This window comes from Arcobacter vandammei, assembly GCF_016106035.1.
Classification (GTDB): domain Bacteria; phylum Campylobacterota; class Campylobacteria; order Campylobacterales; family Arcobacteraceae; genus Aliarcobacter; species Aliarcobacter vandammei.
The window spans coordinates 93,659-114,966 of record NZ_JADKPZ010000005.1 but is presented as its reverse complement, the minus strand read 5'-3'; the positions used below and the strand labels follow the sequence as shown (position 1 = coordinate 114,966).

The 21,308-nt window shown below is 28.6% G+C and carries 21 protein-coding genes; 17 read left to right on the top strand and 4 right to left on the bottom strand.

The genetic code is table 11. The features are described 5' to 3' along the window. Positions 1-34 precede the first annotated feature (34 nt). Both IQC44_RS04200 and IQC44_RS04195 read left to right on the top strand, forming a co-directional pair. Positions 35-721, top strand: a complete 687-nt coding sequence (locus IQC44_RS04200) for a F0F1 ATP synthase subunit A (protein ID WP_198305070.1) — start codon at positions 35-37, stop codon at positions 719-721. Between the two features lie 65 nt (positions 722-786). After that, a complete protein-coding gene (locus IQC44_RS04195) occupies positions 787-1,350 on the top strand; it encodes a thiamine phosphate synthase (RefSeq protein WP_198305069.1) in 564 nt (187 codons plus the stop codon). Here IQC44_RS04195 and IQC44_RS04190 read toward each other — a convergent pair. Beyond that, on the bottom strand, positions 1,347-4,085 hold the full coding sequence (locus tag IQC44_RS04190) for a RecB-like helicase (protein WP_198305067.1): 2,739 nt from the start codon (positions 4,083-4,085) through the stop codon (positions 1,347-1,349). The two genes, IQC44_RS04195 and IQC44_RS04190, sit on opposite strands and share 4 nt — an antisense overlap. A 77-nt stretch (positions 4,086-4,162) precedes the next feature. Between IQC44_RS04190 and argB the strand changes: the two genes are divergently transcribed. From argB to IQC44_RS04165, 5 genes are all read left to right on the top strand, one after another. Beyond that, positions 4,163-5,062: an acetylglutamate kinase gene (gene argB / locus IQC44_RS04185; protein ID WP_198305065.1), complete on the top strand. Its 900-nt coding sequence runs from the start codon at positions 4,163-4,165 to the stop codon at positions 5,060-5,062. 11 nt (positions 5,063-5,073) lie between these two features. After that, positions 5,074-6,555, top strand: coding sequence for a threonine synthase (gene thrC / locus IQC44_RS04180; RefSeq protein ID WP_198305063.1), 1,482 nt, complete (start codon positions 5,074-5,076; stop codon positions 6,553-6,555). A 159-nt stretch (positions 6,556-6,714) separates the two neighbouring features. Continuing rightward, positions 6,715-7,215 (top strand): Rieske 2Fe-2S domain-containing protein, encoded by a 501-nt coding sequence (locus IQC44_RS04175; RefSeq protein WP_198305061.1) that lies wholly within the window; start codon positions 6,715-6,717, stop codon positions 7,213-7,215. A gap of 10 nt (positions 7,216-7,225) precedes the next feature. Continuing rightward, positions 7,226-8,470, top strand: coding sequence for a cytochrome b (locus IQC44_RS04170; RefSeq protein WP_198305056.1), 1,245 nt, complete (start codon positions 7,226-7,228; stop codon positions 8,468-8,470). A gap of 3 nt (positions 8,471-8,473) precedes the next feature. Next, positions 8,474-9,502, top strand: coding sequence for a c-type cytochrome (locus IQC44_RS04165; RefSeq protein ID WP_198305055.1), 1,029 nt, complete (start codon positions 8,474-8,476; stop codon positions 9,500-9,502). 86 nt (positions 9,503-9,588) lie between these two features. Here the strand turns inward: IQC44_RS04165 and IQC44_RS04160 are convergent, their stop codons facing one another. Then, the gene (locus IQC44_RS04160) at positions 9,589-10,260 is read right to left on the bottom strand and encodes a 16S rRNA (uracil(1498)-N(3))-methyltransferase (protein ID WP_198305054.1); all 672 of its coding nucleotides are present in this window, start codon (positions 10,258-10,260) and stop codon (positions 9,589-9,591) included. A 12-nt stretch (positions 10,261-10,272) separates the two neighbouring features. Continuing rightward, positions 10,273-10,677 carry a hypothetical protein gene (locus IQC44_RS04155; RefSeq protein ID WP_198305053.1) on the bottom strand — a complete coding sequence of 135 codons (405 nt, stop codon included), beginning with the start codon at positions 10,675-10,677 and terminating at the stop codon, positions 10,273-10,275. A 98-nt stretch (positions 10,678-10,775) separates the two neighbouring features. Here IQC44_RS04155 and queC point away from each other — a divergent pair, with 98 nt between their 5' ends. From queC to accA, 7 genes are all read left to right on the top strand, one after another. Beyond that, positions 10,776-11,465, top strand: coding sequence for a 7-cyano-7-deazaguanine synthase QueC (gene queC / locus IQC44_RS04150; RefSeq protein WP_198305051.1), 690 nt, complete (start codon positions 10,776-10,778; stop codon positions 11,463-11,465). Continuing rightward, complete coding sequence (locus tag IQC44_RS04145; protein WP_198305048.1) at positions 11,465-11,992, top strand: 6-carboxytetrahydropterin synthase; 528 nt, start codon at positions 11,465-11,467, stop codon at positions 11,990-11,992. The genes queC and IQC44_RS04145 overlap by 1 nt, the downstream gene beginning before the upstream one ends. After that, the gene (locus IQC44_RS04140; RefSeq protein ID WP_198305046.1) at positions 11,979-12,743 is read left to right on the top strand and encodes a 7-carboxy-7-deazaguanine synthase QueE; all 765 of its coding nucleotides are present in this window, start codon (positions 11,979-11,981) and stop codon (positions 12,741-12,743) included. The genes IQC44_RS04145 and IQC44_RS04140 overlap by 14 nt, the downstream gene beginning before the upstream one ends. A 47-nt stretch (positions 12,744-12,790) precedes the next feature. Next, positions 12,791-13,534 (top strand): 3-oxoacyl-ACP reductase FabG, encoded by a 744-nt coding sequence (fabG, locus tag IQC44_RS04135; RefSeq protein WP_198305044.1) that lies wholly within the window; start codon positions 12,791-12,793, stop codon positions 13,532-13,534. Between the two features lie 92 nt (positions 13,535-13,626). Beyond that, positions 13,627-13,857 carry an acyl carrier protein gene (gene acpP, locus IQC44_RS04130; RefSeq protein WP_024775682.1) on the top strand — a complete coding sequence of 77 codons (231 nt, stop codon included), beginning with the start codon at positions 13,627-13,629 and terminating at the stop codon, positions 13,855-13,857. A 120-nt stretch (positions 13,858-13,977) separates the two neighbouring features. Beyond that, positions 13,978-15,237: a beta-ketoacyl-ACP synthase II gene (locus IQC44_RS04125; protein ID WP_198305042.1), complete on the top strand. Its 1,260-nt coding sequence runs from the start codon at positions 13,978-13,980 to the stop codon at positions 15,235-15,237. 47 nt (positions 15,238-15,284) lie between these two features. Next, on the top strand, positions 15,285-16,220 hold the full coding sequence (accA, locus tag IQC44_RS04120; protein ID WP_198305040.1) for an acetyl-CoA carboxylase carboxyl transferase subunit alpha: 936 nt from the start codon (positions 15,285-15,287) through the stop codon (positions 16,218-16,220). 32 nt (positions 16,221-16,252) lie between these two features. Here accA and IQC44_RS04115 read toward each other — a convergent pair whose 3' ends face one another. Next, positions 16,253-16,597 carry an HIT domain-containing protein gene (locus IQC44_RS04115; protein WP_198305039.1) on the bottom strand — a complete coding sequence of 115 codons (345 nt, stop codon included), beginning with the start codon at positions 16,595-16,597 and terminating at the stop codon, positions 16,253-16,255. 120 nt (positions 16,598-16,717) lie between these two features. Between IQC44_RS04115 and pheS the strand changes: the two genes are divergently transcribed. Genes pheS through aroA form a run of 3 tightly spaced genes read left to right on the top strand, consistent with a single transcriptional unit; the run spans position 16,718 to position 21,306 of the window. Next, on the top strand, positions 16,718-17,710 hold the full coding sequence (gene pheS, locus IQC44_RS04110) for a phenylalanine--tRNA ligase subunit alpha (RefSeq protein ID WP_198305037.1): 993 nt from the start codon (positions 16,718-16,720) through the stop codon (positions 17,708-17,710). After that, the gene (gene ytpR / locus IQC44_RS04105; RefSeq protein WP_198305035.1) at positions 17,707-20,013 is read left to right on the top strand and encodes a YtpR family tRNA-binding protein; all 2,307 of its coding nucleotides are present in this window, start codon (positions 17,707-17,709) and stop codon (positions 20,011-20,013) included. Before pheS ends, ytpR begins: the two co-directional genes overlap by 4 nt. 9 nt (positions 20,014-20,022) lie before the next feature. Continuing rightward, a complete protein-coding gene (aroA, locus tag IQC44_RS04100) occupies positions 20,023-21,306 on the top strand; it encodes a 3-phosphoshikimate 1-carboxyvinyltransferase (protein ID WP_198305032.1) in 1,284 nt (427 codons plus the stop codon). Positions 21,307-21,308: the final 2 nt, after the last annotated feature.

The window sequence follows — 21,308 nt, the reverse complement described above, 5'->3', positions numbered from 1 at the left end:
ATTTAGTAATCGTATAAAAGAAAAAAGGAAGAAAATGGAAGGAAGATTGTTTACATTCTTAGGAGCAATTGGTGGTCATGGACAAGAGTGGATAATTTTATCTCACTTTGTTTTAGTAATTGGAATTATATTCTTAATTTCAAGAATGGCTACTAGAAAATTACAACTAGTTCCAACTGGAAGCCAAAATGTTATGGAAACATTTGTTGGTGGTATTATTAGCATGGGTGCTGATACTATGGGAGAAAAAAATGCTAGAATTTATATGCCATTAATTGGTTCATTAGCTCTAGTTATTTTTATAAGTAATATGATAGGTGTTATTCCAGGATTTGAAGCACCAACTTCAAATATCAACTTTACTCTATCTTTGGCTTTAATAGTATTTGTTTACTATAACTATTTAGGTATTAAGAAAAATGGTTTTATCAACTATTTTAAACACTTTATGGGACCTATGCCAATTTTAGCTCCTTTAATGTTCCCAATTGAGATTATCTCTCATATTTCAAGAATTATCTCTCTATCTTTTAGGTTATTTGGATCAATTAGAGGAGATGATATGTTCTTAATGGTTCTATTAATGCTAGTTCCTTGGATTTTACCATTACCAGGGTTTTTCCTATTAACTGCATTTGGTTTCTTACAAGCATTTATTTTTAGTATCCTTACTTATGTTTACATAGCTGGATCTATCATGATGGAAGAAGAACATCATTAAGAAGTTTCTTAAAAAACTATAAAGGGAATAAGCTTGACTTATTCCCTTTTTTTATTGGAAAAATTATGCAAAATTTAAAATCTTATTTAATAAGTGACCCACAATATTTCACAAATGATAAAGATAAATTTAGAAATAAACTAACAGAAGTTTTAAAAAATCACAAAATTGATGTTGCTTGTTTTAGAGATAAAAGTTCGCAAAATTTTGAAGAGTTGGCAAAAATATTTTTAGATATTTGCAAAGAGTTTAAAGTGCCTAGAATTTTGATAAATTCGAATATAGAATTAGCAGAAAAACTGGGCTTTTGTGGAGTTCATCTAAACTCTACTCAATTTGATAAAATAGAGTTTGCAAAGAGTTTAAATCTTTTTACGGCTATTTCTTGCCACAATGAAACTGAACTAGAACTAGCATATAAAAAAAGTGTAGATTTTGCTACATATTCACCTATTTTTGATACTCCAAACAAAGGTGAAGCAAAAGGAATAAAAAAGCTAGAAGAAGTTATAAATAATTTTCCAAATTTAAAAATCATAGCTCTTGGTGGAATAATCTCTCAAAATCAAATAGAACTTTTAAAAGATACAAAAGCTTATGGTTTTGCTTCTATTAGATATTTTGTCTAAACTTCCAAAAATTTTATGCTATCTTCTTTTAAATAAATCAAATAAGCACTTACATTTTTTGTATCAAAAATCTCACAAATTGCCTTTTTATAGTAGCTAACTTGCACTTTATGAGAAGCTAGAATCTCTGTTGTAGTTTTATAATCAACTATTATAAATCTATCATCTTTATATAAAAGCAAATCCAGAATTTTTAACTCTTGATTATAGATAAGTGCTTGTTCACTTACAATTTGGCTCTTATTTATCAAAGCTTGAAAATCTGAATTTTCTACTAAATTATTAACAATTTTTTCTACTCTTATAAAATCCATCTCATCTAAATAGTTAAAATACTTTGTTTTAGATAACCCTAAACTATGTTTTAAAGCATCTTTTGTGAAATTGCTCATCATCTCCAAAGTATAGTGAGTTGCAAGACCAAAATATTTTGCTTTTAGAAGCTCTTTGTTTACAAGATTTTCATCATCAAGATTTGAGATTTTTATCTCTTGCTTACCTAAATCAAGAGCTTTATAGGATATTTTCTCAATTTTTTCTATATTTTTTATACCTTGACTTAAAAGTAAAGTTCCAAGAGCAAAAGGGCTTAAATTTAAAATATCAAAAACACTATTTTTCTCTTTTTTAAAGATTATTAGATTATTTTTTGCCCTTGTTAGTGCTACATAAAGAACATTTTTTTCATCATCAAGACTTAAACTCTTCTCTTTATCTAAAGCTATTTTATAACTATTATCGAAATTTTCATAACCAGAAATTTTATAGTAAATATTTTTTAGGTTTATATTCTCATACTCAAAAAGCAAAGAGCTTTTATCGTGATTTTTTCTTTTTATTCTATCAAGTAAAATTGTTGTGTGAAATTCCAAACCTTTTGATTTAAAAATTGTAAGTATTTGAAGCCCTAAATTCTCACTATTTTCAATACTACTATCAAGTTTATCAATCTCATAAACAAAATCAACAATATTTAAATAATTTGAAGATAACTCTATTAATTTTATAATATTTTCATCAAGAATAGAAAAATATTTTGAAACAATATATAAAATCTTTTCAACACCTAATTCATCTAAATTTATATCAAAAATAAACTCGCTATTTATATTCTTTCCAATTAAAGCATTGAAATTCTCTTTATATATATTTTCTTTAAAATAGATATATTTTATGGCATTTATCAAAGCTTTTACATTTTGTTGGTTTATTAATTTGGAACTCATATCAGTTCTAATTTTAAGCTCTGGTAAACTCTCTTTTAAGTAGTAAAAAAGTTCTAAAACATCACTATTTGTATAACACAAAATAGCAATATCGTTTTCATTTATTCCACTATTTAATAGCTCTTTTATTTTGTTTAAAATACCTAAAAACTTATCTTCATTTTGCAAATTTTCATCTACAATAACTTCTACAAAACCACCATTTCTTACACTCTCTTGATTTATATAATCGTAATTTGCTAAATTTAAAAAAGTGTTATTTACAAAATCTATAATATTTTTACAAGATCTATAATTCGTATTTAGATTTTCAAGCTTTATTGTTTGATTTTCTTTTAAAACAAAATCAAACAGCTCTCTTTTTCCACCACGAAACCTATAAATGCTCTGTTTTGGATCACCTACATAGAAAAAAGTCTTAAATTTTTCTACATCTCCAGCTATAAGCTCATCAATCAAAGGTTTTAAAATCTTATATTGCAAAATAGAAGTATCTTGAAACTCATCTATTAAAATATGATTATAAGTGCTATCAAGTCTAAAATATAGGAAATCTCTATTTATTTTTGAACTTAAAAGTTCAAAAACTAAATTTGAAATATCGTTGAACTCAAAGTAGTTTTTTTCAATATTAAAGCTTTTTTTAAACTCTTTAAAATTTAAATAGAGTTTAAAAATCTTATTTAGACTGTAACTTGCTCTTATTTTATAATAGTTTAAAAATCCACTTTTTAGCTCCATAAAAACACTATTTATCTCATCATTTGCACATTTTTTAAAATAACTATAATCATAAATACTATCTTTTTCAATCCAAGTATTATCAAATAACTCATCAAAATTTGTAAAACTTACAGCTTTAATTGCACTATTACTTGCATTTGGGCAGTTTAAAATATGCTCTTTTATTTTAAAAGCTTTTTGTAAAATATCATCTTTTACAATATTTAGCAGCTTTGCATCTATTTCTATTGGATTTATCTTCTCATTTTTCTCTATTAAGATTTTAAATAAATCAAATATTGAATTAAATTTTTTTCTTTCATACAAAGAAAATTCAACAAGTTCACGAAAGCTAGTTTCATCTAAACTTTGTAAAAATTTATAACTTAAAACTTCAATATCATCATTTAAAATCTTAAAATCATCACTTATTCCAATATATCCACTAAACTCTCTCAAAATCTTATTTACAAATTTATCAATAGTAAAGATACTCAAACTATCATTTGTAAAAAGTTTTATTAAATATGGTTTTTTACCTAAAATCTGCTCTTTATCTAAACCTGATACTTTTATAATCTCACTTAAATATGCTTCATCATCACCCAAAGTTTGTAAGGTATTAAATACCCTTTGGCTCATCTCTAAAGCTGCTTTATTTGTAAAAGTTAGAGTTAAAATCTCATTTGGTTTTGCACCAAGAAGAAGTAAGCTAATATATCGAACTGTTAGGGCAAAAGTTTTTCCACTTCCTGCACTGGCTTTTAATGCTAAATATTTTTCCATAAATTGATTTTACTATATTTCTTTTTAAAAGCCATTTTTAGCTATAATTTAAGCTTTAAAATTTACAAGGATTTTGTATGGCACAAACAAATTCAAAAGTTCAAACTCTAATAGATGCTATTCCATATTTCAAAAAATTTTATGGAAAAATAATAGTTATAAAATATGGTGGTTCAGCACAAACTAGCGATGACTTAAAAGAGAAATTTGCTCAAGATATAGTTTTACTTACACTTTTAGGTATAAAACCTGTTGTTGTTCACGGTGGTGGAGCTAGAATTACAGAGCTTTTAACAAAACTTGAAATTCCTTCATCTTTTGTAGATGGTTACAGAGTTACTTGTAAAGAGAGTATGAGAGTTGTTGAAATGGTTTTAAGTGGAGAGATAAATAAAAATATCGCTTCTTTACTAAACTTTCACGGTGCAAAAGCTATTGGAATATCTGGAAAAGATAGTGGAATTATAAAAGCTGTTCCAAAAGATGGTGGAAAATTTGGTTACACAGGAGATATAACTTCTGTAAATGGTGAATTAATCCACAACTTAATAAAAGAAGGGTTTATCCCTGTAATTGCACCTATTGCAAATGGAGATGAGCCAAATCACCCAGGATATAATATAAATGCAGATGTTGCTGCTTGTGAAATTGCCATGGCACTAAAAGCTCAAAAAGTTATCTTTTTAACTGATACTATTGGGGTTTTAAATAAGAGTGGTGAGTTAATCCAAACTTTAGATAAAGCAAATGTTGAGATGTTCAAAAAAGATGGCACAATTGCTGGTGGGATGATTCCAAAAGTTGATTCTTGTATAGAAGCTATTCATAGTGGTGTAAATAAGGCACACATTATTGATGGTCGTGTTGAACACTCAATATTACTTGAACTTTTTACAAGTGATGGAATAGGAACACAATTTATAAGAGTTGATAATCCAAATAATGGAATTGATATAGAAAAATTACTTAATAGTTAGGAGAATTTTAGATGAGTTTTATAGAAACAAGAGGAAACGACGGGATTAAACCAAAAGAGGTAAGTTTTAGTGAAGCTATTTTAAATCCAAGTAGCTCTTTTGGTGGACTTTATGTACCAAAATCTTTGCCAAATTTAGGTGAAAATTTTATAGAAAATCATATAGATAAATCTTACAAAGAGTTAGCATTTGATATCTTAAAAGCTTTTGAAATTGATATAGATGATAATGAGATACAAAAAGCTTTAAATTTATATGATAATTTTGACGATAAATCAAATCCTAGCCCAGTTGTAAAAGTAAAAGATGATTTATTTGTAAATGAGCAGTATCATGGACCAACTCGTGCTTTTAAAGATATGGCACTTCAACCTTTTGGTTCTATTTTTAGCTCAATTGCACAAAAGAAAGATGAGAACTATTTAATCCTTGCAGCAACTAGCGGAGATACAGGACCAGCTGCTTTAAATACTTTTAGAGATAAAAAAAATATTCAAGTTGTTTGTCTATATCCAGATGGTGGAACTAGCGATGTTCAAAGACTTCAAATGGTTTGTGATAGTGGAAAAAATTTAAAAGTTTTAGGAATAAAAGGAAACTTCGATGATGCACAAAATGCACTAAAAAATCTTTTGGCTTCAAGTAGCTTTAAAGCTGAACTTGAAAAAGAGAATATCAAATTAAGTGCTGCAAATTCTGTAAACTTTGGAAGAATTATTTTCCAAATTATCTACCATTTTTGGTCATATTTGGAACTTCTTAGACAAAATGCAATTAAAAATGGTGAAAAAATTTACCTAGTTGTTCCAAGTGGAAATTTTGGAAATGTTTTAGGTGCTTACTATGCTTTAAAATTTGGATTACCAGTTGAAAAGCTTTTAGTTGCTTCAAATGAAAATAATATTCTTACAGAGTGGATAAAAACAGGAGTTTATGATATTAGAGAAAAAAGCTTGAAGCTAACTCGTTCTCCTGCTATGGATATTCTTAAATCTTCAAATATTGAAAGAGTTATTTATGACTTATTCGGAAGTGCTAGAACAAAGGAGTTAATGGAAGATTTAAATAGTAAAAATATCTTTACCATGACAGCAGATGAGACAAAAGAGTTACAAAAGTATTTTTCTGCTACTTTTAGTAATGATACTTTTGGTAACAATACAATCAAAGAGTTTTTAGATAATGGATACCTAATGGATCCACACACAGCAACTTGTATAAAAGCTTATAATGAGTTAAGAGATAAACCTCTAAAAACAGTTATATATTCAACGGCTGAGTGGACAAAATTTTCTCCAACAGTACTAAATGCTCTAAAACAAGATAGCAAAAAATATAGTGATAAAGAGGCTTTAGAAGAGATAAGTAGTAAATTTAATGCCAAATTGCCACAAAGTATAAAAGAGCTATTTTCTGCAAAAACTATTCATAATCTTGTAATAGAAAAAACAGATATTGAAAGCGAAATTATTAAATTTATTAGGAAATCATAAGATTTTCTAATAAGAATTATTTAAATAATTCATAAAAAATCAACTATTTTTACACATTCTGTTAATCTTTCATTTAATTTTTGATACAAATCAATAATTCTTAAGAATCTTTATATTAAAATCAAGCCTGATTCTAATTTTAAAAAAAGGAAGCCAAATATGTCTAATAATACAAATAGACGAGATTTTATTGGCTACTCATTTGCTGCAGTTGCTGCAGTTGGAGGAGCCGCATCTTTGTATGGTATGAAGCAGGTATGGGATCCACTTCCAAGCGTTTTAGCTGGTGGATTTACAGAGGTTGATTTAAGCACATTAAAAGCTGGTGAACCAGAAACTTTTACATGGAGAGGAAAACCAATCTTTGTTTTAAAGAAAACTGCTGATATGGAAAATGCTAAAAGAGATTTAGTAATAGGAAGTGATAGATATACTGTTGCTATTGGTCTTTGTACTCACCTTGGGTGTATTCCTGCTTGGAAGAAAGATCAGTGGAAATGTGCCTGTCATGGTGGAGAGTTTAATGCAAGTGGAGAACAAATATTTGGTCCACCACCAAGACCATTAGACTTACCTCCTTTTGAAGTAAAAGGGAATACTATAGTTCTTGGAAATGAAGGTCCAGAATATAAACAAATCGCTAGTGCGATGATGGCATAAGGAGTAAGCAATGGCAAAATTTGAAAAAGCTAACTCTGTTGGTGAGTGGTTAGACCAAAGGTTAAATCTAACAACTTTCAATAAAGTTATGATGACTGAATATTGGATTCCAAAAGATATAAATTTCTTATGGGCAATGGGTGTTTTACTAGCTACAACTTTCGGTATTTTAGTAATTTCTGGATTATTTTTAATGATGTACTACAAACCTGATGTTGCCTTAGCATTTGACTCTGTAAACTATACAATTATGCAAGAAGTTGCTTTTGGTTGGTTATTTAGACATATGCATGGAGTTGCAGCTTCTGTTGTTTTCTTAATTATCTATATTCATATGCTTACAGGTATCTATTATGGTTCATATAAGCAAGGTAGAGAGATGATTTGGATCTCTGGAATGTTACTATTTGTTACATTTTCCGCTGCTGGATTCTCTGGATATATGCTTCCTTGGGGACAAATGTCTTACTGGGCTGCAATGGTTATTACAAACTTATTTGGTGGAGTTCCTGTTATTGGAGATGCACTAGTTGTTTGGATTAGAGGAGATTTTAATGTTGCTGATGCAACACTTACAAGATTCTTTATGTTACATGTATTCTTATTACCAATCGCTATTATGGGATTAATTGGATTACACTTCTATACATTAAGAATTCCTCACGTAAATAATCAAAATGCTGAAGAAATTGATTTTGATGCTGAAGCTGAGAAATATTTAAGTGGTAAGAAAAAAGAGTCAAAAGTTATTCCTTTCTGGCCTATATTTATATCTAAAGATTTAGCTGTTCTTGGAATATTCTTAATTTTCTACTTCTACTTAGTGTTCTTCCACTATAACTTTGCGATGGATCCAGTAAACTTTGATCCAGCAGATCCAATGGTTACACCAGCACATATCTATCCAGAATGGTATTTCTTATGGTCATATGAAGTATTAAGAGGATTCTTCTTTGATATTGCAGGTATAAAAGCATTTGATATTGGTCTAATTGCATTTGCATTTGCAAATGGTATTTTCTTTGTTTTACCTTGGTTAGATAGAGATACAAAAATTTTACCAGCACACAAAAGACCATTGTTCTTTATTTGGTTCTGGATTTTAATGGCAGATTTAATTGTATTAACTGTATATGGAAAACTTCCTCCAACAGGTACAAATGCTTGGGTAGGATTCTATGCAGCAGTTATATTTATACTATTATTTGTTCTACTTCCAGTTATTTCAAAAATTGATGCAAAAAGAAGAGGATAAGACATGAGAGAATTAAAAATATTAGCAGTAGTAGTAGCTCTTACACTTATTACTTACTGGGGAGTTGAGCCATATGCTCACTCTGAAATGCATCCGCATGTAAGCCCTGCTAATTTCAAATTTGAAGAAGCAGATAAAACTAGTGCAAAAGAAAATGTAGAAAAAGCTACTAAAGCTTTAGAAGAAGCAAAAAAATCAAATAATGAAAAATCTATTAAAGGTGCAACTGCTACTTTAGAAGAAGTTACAACTTTTAATCAAACAATAAATGATTTTTGGGCAAGTAATCAAGATGCATTAAGTGCAACTGGTGATATAACAAATGGAGAAACTTTAGTTACAACTAACTGTACAGCTTGTCACAGTATTGAATCAAAAGGTTTCCCAAAAATTATGGATAATGCAAGTGCAGGTGCAGCTTATGGTGTAACTCCACCTGATTTAGGAAGTGCTGGAAAACTATATTCAAAAGAGTATTTAGTTGCATTTATTAAGAATCCAGCTCTTGCTACAAAAACTTCTCATAAATTTGTAGATGGAAAAGTTCATCCAATGCCAGGTTATGACTGGATGCAAGGACAAGAAATTGCAGATATGGTTGCATATTTACAATCAATTGCTCCAAAAGAGATGACAAATAAAGAGATATTTACTGATGCTTGTCAAAGATGTCATGATATTAAATATGCTGATATGAAGGGTGGTTCTATGTCATCATTTACAGCACATAATGATATAAAAACTTATATGGGTAAATTACCTCCTGATTTATCACAATATATCAGAAGTAGAGGGGCAGATTATTTAGAAACATTTATAAATGATCCTCAAAAACAACTTGAAGGTACAGCTATGCCAAGAGTTGGTTTAACAGCTGATTCTCAAGCTCAAGTTATTAAATATCTTGAAGAAGTTGGAGATTCTAAAAAAGATCAAAGAGAAGAACTAGGACCTAAGTTCCTAATTTATTTAGTGATTTTCGCAATATTTGCATTCTTATGGAAAGCAAGTAGATGGAGAGATGTTCATTAATTTGAACCTCTTTTCTCATTAAAAAAGGCTATGAAGAAATCTTCATAGCCTTTTTTATTTTCTTGAATTTTATTTAAAACTAAATTTTATATCAAAATTTTTGCACTTGCACTTATAAGAGCTGTTTCAGATTTTAATATTATATTTGAATTAAATCCTACAATATTAAACTCTTTAAATAACTCTCTTTCATTTTGTGAAAATCCACCTTCAGGTCCAATTAGTAAAGTAGCTATACTATCTTTTTTTTCATCAATTAAAGAGTTTGAAAAATCTAAAATATATAAATCTTTATACTTTTCTAAAATATTTTTAAAACTATCTTCAAGTTCTAGTTTTATAATACTACTTCTTCCACATTGACTTGAAGAATTAACTAATATTTTTTCCAATCTTTCTAAATTTATTTTGAAATTCTTTTGCGAAAATTCACTATAAACAAAAGTTATTTTATCAACTCCTAGTTCATTAAGTGAAGCTATATTTTTTTCAATAGTTTTTGGATCAACAACACACCAAATAAGATGTAAAGTTTTTCTAGCTTCAACACTTTTTTCATCTTTTGATATAAGTTCTAAACTTAAATCTTTTTTACTTACATTTACAATTTTATATCTATATAAAAAATCATCACTTAAATTTCTTATATTTATTTCATCGCCAATTTTTTTTCTTCTAGCTTTTATTAAATAGTTATAATTTTCATCTTTGATTTGTAAAAACTCATTTTTTGCATCTTCTTCAAAAATAAATTGCATAAAAAACCTTTTTTATAATATTTTTGAAACTGTAAATACAGCCAATAAAACAGCTATTTCAATTATATAAATCTTTTTTGCATAAGCATAAAAATCCTCTTGTGCTTTTATATTATCACTCTTAATAACTCTTTGTTTTTTATATCTTTTTATCTCAATAACTAGAAGAAAAATTGAAGTAGGAATCATTAATGCAATTTTAAAACTAAACATATGTGCATAAAAAGCAACTATTGTTCCTGTATAAATCACAACTGCATTTGATAAGTGATAAACAGGAGTCATAAATTTTAATCTTTTTGCTAAACTTAGGAAATCTTTTTCCGTAATAACTGAGTATAAATTAAACAGCATAATTCCTAAAAAAATATATATTGCATAAATATGTGCCCAAATTGCATCTTCCATAATTTCCATATAGTTTATCTCTCTTTTAAATTTTTTTGCTATTATATCTAAGTAATTATAAGTTTACATTTTTAATATTTTTTAACAATTCAAGGATTTTTTCGTATATGAATAATAGTTCAATAAAAAAAGCAGTTGTTATTTTAAGTGGTGGAATGGACTCAACTCTAAGTTCATACATTGCAAAAAATAGCGGATATGAGTTAATTGCTGTTCATTTTAACTATGGACAAAGAACACAAGATAGAGAGTTAAAAGCATTTAGAGATATTTGCAATGAGTTAAATGTTTTAGAGAAATATGAAATTGATATTCCATTTTTCAAACAACTTGGTGCAAATGCACTAACAGACTCATCAATCGAAGTTCCAACATCTGGTGTTGAAAAAGGCATTGTTCCTATTACTTATGTTCCATTTAGAAATGGGATTTTTTTAAGTATTGCTAGTGCAATTGCTGAAAAAGAAGGTGCAAGTGCCATGTATATTGGAGTTGTAGAAGAAGATAGTTCAGGTTATCCTGATTGTAGTGATTCTTTTATAGATAAAATGCAAAATGCAATAAATGAAGGTACAAAAGAAGAGACTAATATAAAAATAATTTCTCCTCTTGTACACTTAAGCAAAGCACAAATTGTGCAAGAATCTATAAAATTAAATGTAGCAATAAATCTTACTTGGTCTTGCTATAAAGAAGAAAATGAAGCCTGTGGAGTTTGTGACTCTTGTAGGCTTAGATTAAATGGATTTAAAATAGCAAATATTATAGATCCAATAAAATATAAAAAGGAAATTTAATGTGGGAAATATCAAAAGAGTTTGATTTTTGTTATGGTCATAGGGTTTGGACTCAGGCTTTAAACTCTGAGTTCTCTTTGGATGCTTGTTTAGTTTGCAGACATCTTCATGGACATCAAGGAAAGGTTTTAGTATATTTAAAATCAAGTGAACTAAAAAATGCAATGGTTACAGATTTTAAACACTTAAATTGGTTTAAGAAATTTTTAGATGATGTTCTTGATCATAAATTTATTATTGATATTAATGACCCACTTTTTAGCACTTTCGTTCCAAATATAGATAAAAAAGATTTAATTGAGTTTAAAGAGGGCTACAAAATTGTAAATTGTTCAGCTTTTAAAGATGAATTTTTAGAACTATATGAGAGCTTTATTATTGTAGATTTTGTTCCAACAAGTGAAAATTTATCTGCTTGGCTTCATAAAATCGTGCAAGAGAAAATGAATAAACTAAATGTAAAAGTATCAAAAATAGAGTTTTTAGAGACTCCAAAAAGTAAAAGCACTTTTCATGCTGGAAGTTAATGAGATTTTTGGTCCAACTATTCAAGGTGAAGGAAAATTAGTTGGAACACCATCAATTTTTATTAGATTTGGAAAATGTAATTTTAAATGTGTAGGATTTAATGTAGAGTATGAAACTCCAAGTGGCAAAAAAAAATTTGCTTGTGACTCATACTATGCAGTTGATACAGAGTTTAGAGATTCTTGGAATTCATATAACTCATATTTAGATATAGTTTCAAAAATTAATAATTTACTAATCTCTTATAATTATAACTTCAAAATAGATATTGTAATAACAGGTGGTGAACCACTTTTATATTGGAATAATATTGAGTTTCAAAGACTTTTAAAACACTATATAGAAAATGGTCATAAAGTTACAATAGAGACAAATGCTTCATTAAATATTGAATTAAGTGAAGATTATCAAAAGCAAATTCTTTTTTCAATGAGTGTAAAATTAAGTAATTCACTTGAAAAACTAAAAAAAAGAGTAAATAAAACAACTTTAAATAATATTCTTTCAAATTCAAAAGAGTCTTATTTAAAATTTGTAATTGGGGATGATTTTTTAGATAGTGCAATTCTTGAAATTCAAGATATTTTAAAAGATATTCCAAAATGTGAAGTTTTTTTAATGCCACTTGGTGATAGTGCCAAAAAAATTGATGAAAACTCTCTTGAAGTTATTAATTTAGCTATAAAATATGGTTTTAAATACTCCGATAGATTACATATTAGAGTATGGAATAATAAAAGAGGCGTTTAATCTAATAAAAATATTGCTACAATAAAATAAAAATTTAAAGGATGAGAATGAAATTTTCTGGAAAAAATGTTTTAATAACGGGTGCTAGTAAAGGAATTGGAGCCCAAATTGCTAAAACATTAGCAAGTTATGGTCTTAAAGTTTGGATAAACTATAGAAGTAAAATTGAAGAAGCAGAGGTTGTAAAAGCACAAATCGAAGCAAATGGCGGAACAGCTGCAATAATTAAAGCAGATGTAAGTATTGAAGAAGAGTTTGTAAATGCAATTAAAACTATTGTTGATAGTGATGGAGAGTTATCATATTTAGTAAATAATGCAGGAATAACAAAAGATAAACTAGCTCTTAGAATGAGTGTTGAAGATTTTACAAGTGTAATTGATGCAAACTTAACATCTGCATTTATTGGATGTAAAGAAGCTATTAAGGTTATGGGTAAAAAGAAATTTGGCTCTGTTGTAAATATCTCTTCTATTGTTGGTGAGATGGGAAATCCTGGTCAAGTGAACTATTCTGCTTCAAAAGGTGGATTAAATGCAATGACAAAATCATTTGCAAAAGAAGCTGCTAGTAGAAATATTAGATATAATGCTGTAACTCCTGGATTTATTCAAACAGATATGACAAATTTATTAAAAGATGAAGTAAAAGCTGAATATGAAAGAAATATTCCTCTTTCAAGATTTGGAAATCCAAGTGAAATAGCTGATGCTGTGGCATTTTTACTAAGTGACCATTCAAGCTATATTACAGGTGAAATTTTAAAAGTAAATGGTGGATTATACGTTTAAATTAAGCTTTAAATTATAATTTTAGAAAATTAAAAGGGTTTTTAAAACTTTTTTGATATAATTTTAGGACAATTTTATAAAAGGAATTAAAAATGGCATTATTAGATGATGTAAAAGCGGTTGTTGTAGAGCAATTAGATTGCGATCCAGCTGAAGTTAAAGAAGATTCAAAGTTCATTGAAGATTTAGGTGCAGATTCACTAGATGTTGTTGAACTTGTAATGGCTTTAGAAGAAAAATTCGACATTGAAATCCCTGATGAAGATGCTGAAAAAATCTTAACTGTTGCTGATGCAATAGCATACATCGAAAATAACGCGTAAATTTACGCTTTACTTAAATGAAAGATTTACTCTTTCATTTAAAAATTTCTACTATTGAGTTTTTTTAATAAAAAATTGAATAATTTAAATAAATAATAATTAAATATTGGAGCATAATTGATGAAAAGAGTTGTTATTACAGGTCTAGGTACAATAAATTCTATAGGACATAGTGTAAACGAATCTTTCGAAGCCGCTGTAAATGGTGTTTGTGGAATTGATACTATTACACTATTTGATGTAAGTGATTTTGCAGTTCAAATTGCAGGTGAAGTAAAAAACTTTGACCCAGAAACTGTAATGGACAAAAAAGAGGTAAAAAAAGCTGATAGATTTATTCAATTAGGAATAAAAGCAGCTCAAGAGGCTATGATTGATAGTGGTTTTGTAACAGCTGAAAATAAAAAAGTAGATGAAAAAGATGCTCCTAGATTTGGAATAATTTCAGGTTCTGGAATTGGTGGACTTGCAACAATCCAAAAAAATTCTACAATTTGTGATACAAGAGGTTCAAGAAAAATATCTCCATTTTTTATTCCTTCATCTTTAGCAAATATGCTAAGTGGATTTATTTCAATTGAACACAATTTAAAAGGTCCATCTTTAGGACATGTTACTGCTTGTGCTGCTTCAACTCATGCATTAAATGATGCCGTTAAAACAATTGCTTTAGGTGGTGCAGAAAGAATTTTAGTTGTTGGTGCAGAAAGTGCCATTTGTGGTGCTGGAGTTGGTGGTTTTGCTGCTATGAAAGCACTATCAACAAGAAATGACGATCCTAAAAAAGCTTCAAGACCTTTTGATACTGACAGAGATGGATTTGTAATGGGAGAAGGTGCTGGTGCTTTAGTTGTAGAAACTTTAGAGAGTGCCTTAGCTAGAAATGCAAAAATTTATTGTGAAATTATTGGATTTGGAGAGAGTGGTGATGCAAATCATATCACTTCACCTGTTATGGATGGTCCTTTAAGAGCAATGCAAGCTGCATTTGAAATGGTAAAAAGTCAAACTGGAGAGTATCCAAAAATTGATTATATAAATACTCATGGAACTTCAACTCCTGTTGGAGATAAAAATGAAACAGCAGCGATAAAAGAGTTATTTGGTGGGAAAGAGAACTGCCCTCCAGTTTCAAGTACAAAAGGACAAATTGGGCACTGCCTTGGAGCTGCTGGTGCTATTGAAGCAATTATGACAATTAAAGCTTTAAATGATGGAATAATTCCTCCAACAATAAATGTAGAAAATCAAGATCCTGAATGTGATTTAGATGTTGTTCCAAATGTTGCAAGAAAAGTTGAATTAACAACTGTTATGAGCAATAACTTTGGTTTTGGTGGAACAAACGGTTCTGTAATTTTTAAAAAATTTACAAAATAAATCTAAACCTTAAAGAGTAGAAATACTCTTTAAATTAAGGAAAAATATTGGCAACTTACTTAGAATTTGAAGATAAAATAAGAAAAATTGAAGAAGAAATCTCAACTGCAAAAGCCAGATCTGATGAACCTGCTGTTGAGATTCTAAATAAAAAATTAGATAAAGAAGTAGAAAAAACATTTAAAAATCTAAATGACTACCAAAAACTTCAATTAGCACGACATCCAGATCGTCCTTATGCACTTGATTATATAAATGGTCTTTTAACTGATGCTTATGAAATTCATGGAGATAGACACTTTGTTGATGATCATGCAATAGTTTGCTATTTAGGTTTCATTGGTACTCAAAGAACTCTTATTATTGGAGAACAAAAGGGTCGTGGAACTAAAGAAAAACTAAAAAGAAACTTTGGAATGCCAAGTCCTGAAGGTTATAGAAAAGCCTTAAGAGCAGCACAAATGGCTGAAAAATTCCAAATTCCAATTTTAATGTTAGTTGATACTCCAGGTGCATATCCAGGACTTGGAGCAGAAGAGAGAAATCAAAGTGAAGCAATTGCAAAAAATCTTTATGAATTTGCAAATCTTACAACTCCAACTGTTTCTGTTGTAATAGGTGAAGGTGGAAGTGGTGGAGCTTTAGCAATATCAATTGCTGATAAATTAGCCATGATGAGATACTCTGTTTATGCTGTTATTTCTCCTGAAGGCTGTAGTGCAATTCTATGGAATGATCCAACAAAAGTTGAAACTGCTGCACAAGCACTTAAAATTACAGCTGAAAATTTAAAGCAACAAAATTTAGTAGATGATGTTGTTAATGAACCATTAATTGGAGCTCATAGAAAAAAAGATGATGCAATTATGGCTTTAAAAGAGTATTTTTTATCTTCACTTGAAGAGCTTAGTAAACTAACTCCACAAGAAAGACAAGAGAAAAAATATCAAAAAATTATGAATTTAGGTTCTTTTTCTGAATAATTTTAAATTATAAAACATATAAAAAGGGTGCTTTAAGCATCCTCTTTATCTCTTACAAGTCTTCCAACTTTTTCACCACCAATTATATGAAAATGCAAATGAGGAACTTCTTGTCCACCATCATTTCCAATATTAGTAATCATTCTATATCCCGTTTTATCTACTTTTAACTCTTTAGTAACTTTTTTTATAAATTCACTCATAGAATTCATAATTTCACTTGGAGTATCTTCAAAAGAGCTATAATGAGCCTTTGGAATAACCAAAGCATGAACTTTCCTTGTTGGATTTATATCATGAAAAGCCAAAAAATTATCATCTTCCAAAATAGGCTTACTTGGTATCTCTTTGTTTATAATTTTGCAAAATATACACATCTTTGTTCCTTTAAAAATTATTGTTTTATTGTAACCAAACTCTAATAAAAAATTGGATACAATCGTCGCTTTAAAGAATAAAACATAATAAAAAAATAAATTAATCAATAGGAAAAAAAAGTGACTCTTTGGATTGAAAAAATACAAAATGCTAAATCTCTTGAAGAGCTAGAAAACTTAAGAGTTGATACTTTAGGGAAAAAAGGTATATTAACTTTAGAGTTTGCAAAAATGAAAGATATACCAAATGAAAATAAAAAATCATTTGCAGAAAACTTAAATCTCCAAAAAGAGCAAATAACAAAAGCTCTTGATAGCAAAAAAATAGAATTAGAAGCAAAAGCACTTAACAAAAAGCTTGAAGCTGAAAAAATAGATGTAACAAAGTTTAATAATGAACTTAGTTGTGGAGCAAGACATCCAGTTGCTGAAACTATGGATAGAATAATTAACTATTTTCTAAATTTAAATTTTGCAGTAGAGGAAGGACCACTTGTTGAAGATGATTTTCACAACTTCCAAGCTTTAAATCTTCCAGAATACCATCCAGCACGAGATATGGCTGATACATTTTATAATAAAGATTATACACTTTTAAGAACTCACACTTCTCCTGTGCAAATAAGAACTATGTTAAGTCAAAAAGCACCAATACGAATGATAGCACCTGGAACTGTATTTAGAAGAGATTTTGATATTACTCACACTCCAATGTTTCACCAAATAGAAGCACTTGTAGTTGATGAAGCTGATAAAATCTCTTTTGCAAATCTAAAGCATGTTTTAGTTGAATTTTTACAACATATGTTTGGTGAAGTAGAGGTTAGATTTAGACCATCATATTTCCCGTTTACAGAGCCATCAGCTGAAGTTGATATTTCATGTGTATTTTGCAAAGGAAGTGGATGTCGTGTATGTTCACAAACAGGATGGCTTGAGGTTCTTGGATGCGGAGTTGTAGATCAAAATGTATTTGATGCAGTTGGATATAATGATAAATCAGGCTATGCCTTTGGTTTAGGAATAGAGAGATTTGCTATGTTAATTCATAGTATTGGAGATTTAAGATCTCTTTTTGAAAGTGATACAAGACTATTAGGACAATTTAAATGATAATTACAAGAAGATGGTTAGAAGAGTTTATAAATATTTCAAACATTTCAACTGATGAAATTTGCAAAACTTTAAACTCAATTGGTTTAGAAGTTGATAGTTTAGAGAGACAAAATATTGCTAGTAAAGTAGTTGTTGGAAAAGTTTTAAGCAAAGAGAAACATCCTGATGCTGATAAACTAAATGTTTGTCAAGTTGATCTAGGAAGTGAAGTTACACAAATTGTTTGTGGTGCAGCAAATGTTGATGCAGGTCAAACTGTTGCTGTTGCAACTATTGGAGCAGTTTTAGGAGAAGATTTTAAAATTAAAGCGGCAAAATTAAGAGGTGTTGAATCAAATGGAATGATTTGTTCATCTACAGAACTTGGGCTTCCAAAACTAAATGATGGAATTATGGTTTTAGATAATTCTATTGGAGAACTTATTCTAGGAAAAGAGTTAAAAGATTATCCTCTTTTAAATGATGATATTATTGAAATTGGTTTAACTCCAAATAGAGGAGATTGCCTTAGCATTCTTGGAATTGCAAGAGAGTTAAGTGCATTCTATGAAATACCTTTATGTGAGCTTGAGAAAGTTGAAAATTACAATGAATCAAGTATTGGTCAATCTTTTAAAATCGATTCTAATAGCCATATAGACTCTTCGTTAATTTTTAAGGCAGCTGATTTTTCACAATTTAATTTAGATTTAGTTAAAAAATTAAGACTTTCTATAATAAAAAAATATTCAGAAAACAAAGATATAAAAAATATTTTAAACTATACAACTCACTCTTGCGGGGTTATTTTAAATGCTTATGCTAAATCAAAATCATCTATTTTAGATATTAAAAAAGATGAAAATGGCTTTGATACAGTATATTTCAACAATGAAGCTTTAAGTAAACCTTGTGTTTTACAAAATGATTTTGAAGAAGATGAAAAAGAGTTTTTAATTGAAGCATCTTATGTAAATCCTGAACTAATTTCAAAACTTGTTTTTGATAAAAAAATAAAAACATCAGATATTTTCTATAAATCTTCAAGAGGAAGTGAGCCAGATATTAATTTTGGTTTAGACTATTTCTCATCTCTTATATCAAAATTGGGTGCTACTTTATATAAAGGTTCAATTGATTACATAGTTGATACAGAAAAACTGTTCATTGATGCAAATATCAAAAAAATAAATGCAATAATTGGGCAAGATATAGAAAAAACTGAGATAGAAAAAATTTTAATCTCTTTAGGATTTGAAGTAAAAGAGCCAACAGAAGATACTCTTTCTTTAAAAGTTCCACACTATAGACACGATATAAAAAATATTGCAGATATTACTGAAGAAGTTATTAGAATTATTGGAATTGACAATATAGTTTCTAAACCTTTAGCAGTAGATGAAGTAAATAGAGTAAATAAAACTTCTCTTGATTTACAAAAGAAAAATAAACTTAGATATAAAGCAATTGAAAATGGTTTTTTTGAGACTTTAACTTATGTTTTCACTTCAAAAGAGGGATTAATAAAATATGGTTTTAAAACTGTAAAAGATGAATTAGAACTTATAAATCCAATAGTAAAAGAGTTAAATACATATAGAACTACCATACTTTTAAATCTTGTCGAAGCTTGTTCAAATAACTTTAAAACTGGTGCAAGAAGTGCTAGTTTCTTTGAGATTGGAACAATTTTTGATGAAAATAGAGTTGAAAGTAAAAAAATAGCATTTATTTTTAGTGGTGCTTCAGAACTTGAAGATGTAAGTAACTCTGGAAAACCAAAAAATATGGATTTCTTTAGCTTTGCTAAAAAAGTATTAAATACTATTGGAGAGTTTGAGCTTGAAACTATGACTAATATAGAGAATAGTTTTATTCACCCTTATCAAAGTGCAAATCTTTTAATAGATGGAAAAATCGTAGGATTTATATCAAAACTTCACCCAAGTGTTGCAAGTGATTTTGATTTAAGTGATACATTTATTGCTGAAATTGATTTTGAAAAAATAAAAAATGATTTAAAGAAAGCTTCTTCTTACTCTAAATTCCAAGCTTCAAGAAAAGATTTAAGCATAATTGCTCCAAAAAATATGGAGTTTAAAGAGATTAAAAAAGTAATTAATGAACTTAATAATCCTCTTATTAAACAGTATAATTTAATAGATATTTATAGTGATGAAAAATTAGGAGATTTAGAGAGCTTAACTCTTAGATTTATACTTCAAAGTGATGAAAAAACACTAGAGGACGAAGATATAAATCAAGTTATAAACTCTATTTTAGATATTTTAAAAGAGAAATTAAATATTACTTTAAGATAAAGGAAAAAAGTGGGAAATTTTAGCATTACAAAATTATCAAAACCTTTTGATATTACAATAGAAAATATAGCAAGTGATAAGTCAATATCTCATAGATGTGCGATGTTCTCACTTTTTTCAAACCAAACTTCATATATAAAAAATTATTTAACTGCTGAAGATACAATAAATACTCTAAAAATAGTTGAAGCTTTAGGTGCAAAAATAAAACGAGATGGAAGCAGTGTAGAAATTACACCTGTTGAAACATTAGGAGAGCCAAAAGATGTTCTTGATTGTGGAAATTCTGGAACTGCTATGAGACTTTTTTGTGGTTTATTAGCAAGTGTTGATGGCTCTTTTGTACTAACAGGCGACAAATATTTAAATAATAGACCAATGAAAAGAGTTGCCAATCCTTTAAGAAGTATTGGTGCAAATATAGATGGAAGAGAAGATGGAAATAAAGCACCACTATTTATTAGAGGAGTAAAAGATTTACAACCATTTACATATATTTCTCCTGTGGATTCAGCACAAGTTAAATCAGCTATGATTTTAGCTGCTTTAAGAGCAAATGGTATTAGTAAATATAAAGAGAGTGAATTAACAAGAGATCATACTGAAAGAATGTTAAATGGAATGGGTGCTGATATTTTTACAGATAATGAAGGATTTATAAATATAAAACCTCTAACATCTCACTTAAAACCACTAAATATAACAGTTCCTGCTGATCCTTCTAGTGGATTTTTCTTTGCTGTTGCAGCTGCTATATCAAAAGGCTCAAGAGTTGTGATAAAAAATGCCTCTTTAAATCCTACACGAATTGAAGCTTATGTAATTTTGCAAAAAATGGGAGCAATAGTAAATTTTATTGAAAAAGAGAATATTTATGAACCAATTGGGGATATTGAAGTTATTGGAAATGAACTAAATGGAGTTGTTGTAGAACACAATATCTCTTGGTTAATAGATGAACTTCCAGCACTTAGTATTGCTATGAGTTTAGCAAATGGAAAATCACTTGTAAAAAATGCAAAAGAGTTAAGAGTAAAGGAAAGTGACCGTATAAAAGCTGTTGTAGATAATCTAGCTCTTTGTGGAGTTGATTTTACAGAGTTTGAAGATGGATATGAAATAAGAGGTGGAGAGTTAAAAAGTGCCACAATTGACTCATTTGGTGATCATAGAATTGCTATGAGTTTTGCAATAGCTGGTTTAAATTGTGGTATGAAAATAGAAGATGTAGAGTGTATAAATTCATCTTTTCCAAATTTTAAAGAGATTTTGGACTCTTTATATCAAGGTTAAAA

Excerpts from the sequence above, each read along its gene's own strand:
- IQC44_RS04200 (WP_198305070.1), top strand. The coding sequence starts at position 35 with ATGGAAGGAAGATTGTTTACATTCTTAGGAGCAATTGGTGGTCATGGA.
- IQC44_RS04195 (WP_198305069.1), top strand. The coding sequence starts at position 787 with ATGCAAAATTTAAAATCTTATTTAATAAGTGACCCACAATATTTCACA.
- IQC44_RS04190 (WP_198305067.1), bottom strand. The coding sequence starts at position 4,085 with ATGGAAAAATATTTAGCATTAAAAGCCAGTGCAGGAAGTGGAAAAACT.
- argB (WP_198305065.1), top strand. The coding sequence starts at position 4,163 with ATGGCACAAACAAATTCAAAAGTTCAAACTCTAATAGATGCTATTCCA.
- thrC (WP_198305063.1), top strand. The coding sequence starts at position 5,074 with ATGAGTTTTATAGAAACAAGAGGAAACGACGGGATTAAACCAAAAGAG.
- IQC44_RS04175 (WP_198305061.1), top strand. The coding sequence starts at position 6,715 with ATGTCTAATAATACAAATAGACGAGATTTTATTGGCTACTCATTTGCT.
- IQC44_RS04170 (WP_198305056.1), top strand. The coding sequence starts at position 7,226 with ATGGCAAAATTTGAAAAAGCTAACTCTGTTGGTGAGTGGTTAGACCAA.
- IQC44_RS04165 (WP_198305055.1), top strand. The coding sequence starts at position 8,474 with ATGAGAGAATTAAAAATATTAGCAGTAGTAGTAGCTCTTACACTTATT.
- IQC44_RS04160 (WP_198305054.1), bottom strand. The coding sequence starts at position 10,260 with ATGCAATTTATTTTTGAAGAAGATGCAAAAAATGAGTTTTTACAAATC.
- IQC44_RS04155 (WP_198305053.1), bottom strand. The coding sequence starts at position 10,677 with ATGGAAATTATGGAAGATGCAATTTGGGCACATATTTATGCAATATAT.
- queC (WP_198305051.1), top strand. The coding sequence starts at position 10,776 with ATGAATAATAGTTCAATAAAAAAAGCAGTTGTTATTTTAAGTGGTGGA.
- IQC44_RS04145 (WP_198305048.1), top strand. The coding sequence starts at position 11,465 with ATGTGGGAAATATCAAAAGAGTTTGATTTTTGTTATGGTCATAGGGTT.
- IQC44_RS04140 (WP_198305046.1), top strand. The coding sequence starts at position 11,979 with ATGCTGGAAGTTAATGAGATTTTTGGTCCAACTATTCAAGGTGAAGGA.
- fabG (WP_198305044.1), top strand. The coding sequence starts at position 12,791 with ATGAAATTTTCTGGAAAAAATGTTTTAATAACGGGTGCTAGTAAAGGA.
- acpP (WP_024775682.1), top strand. The coding sequence starts at position 13,627 with ATGGCATTATTAGATGATGTAAAAGCGGTTGTTGTAGAGCAATTAGAT.
- IQC44_RS04125 (WP_198305042.1), top strand. The coding sequence starts at position 13,978 with ATGAAAAGAGTTGTTATTACAGGTCTAGGTACAATAAATTCTATAGGA.
- IQC44_RS04115 (WP_198305039.1), bottom strand. The coding sequence starts at position 16,597 with ATGTGTATATTTTGCAAAATTATAAACAAAGAGATACCAAGTAAGCCT.
- ytpR (WP_198305035.1), top strand. The coding sequence starts at position 17,707 with ATGATAATTACAAGAAGATGGTTAGAAGAGTTTATAAATATTTCAAAC.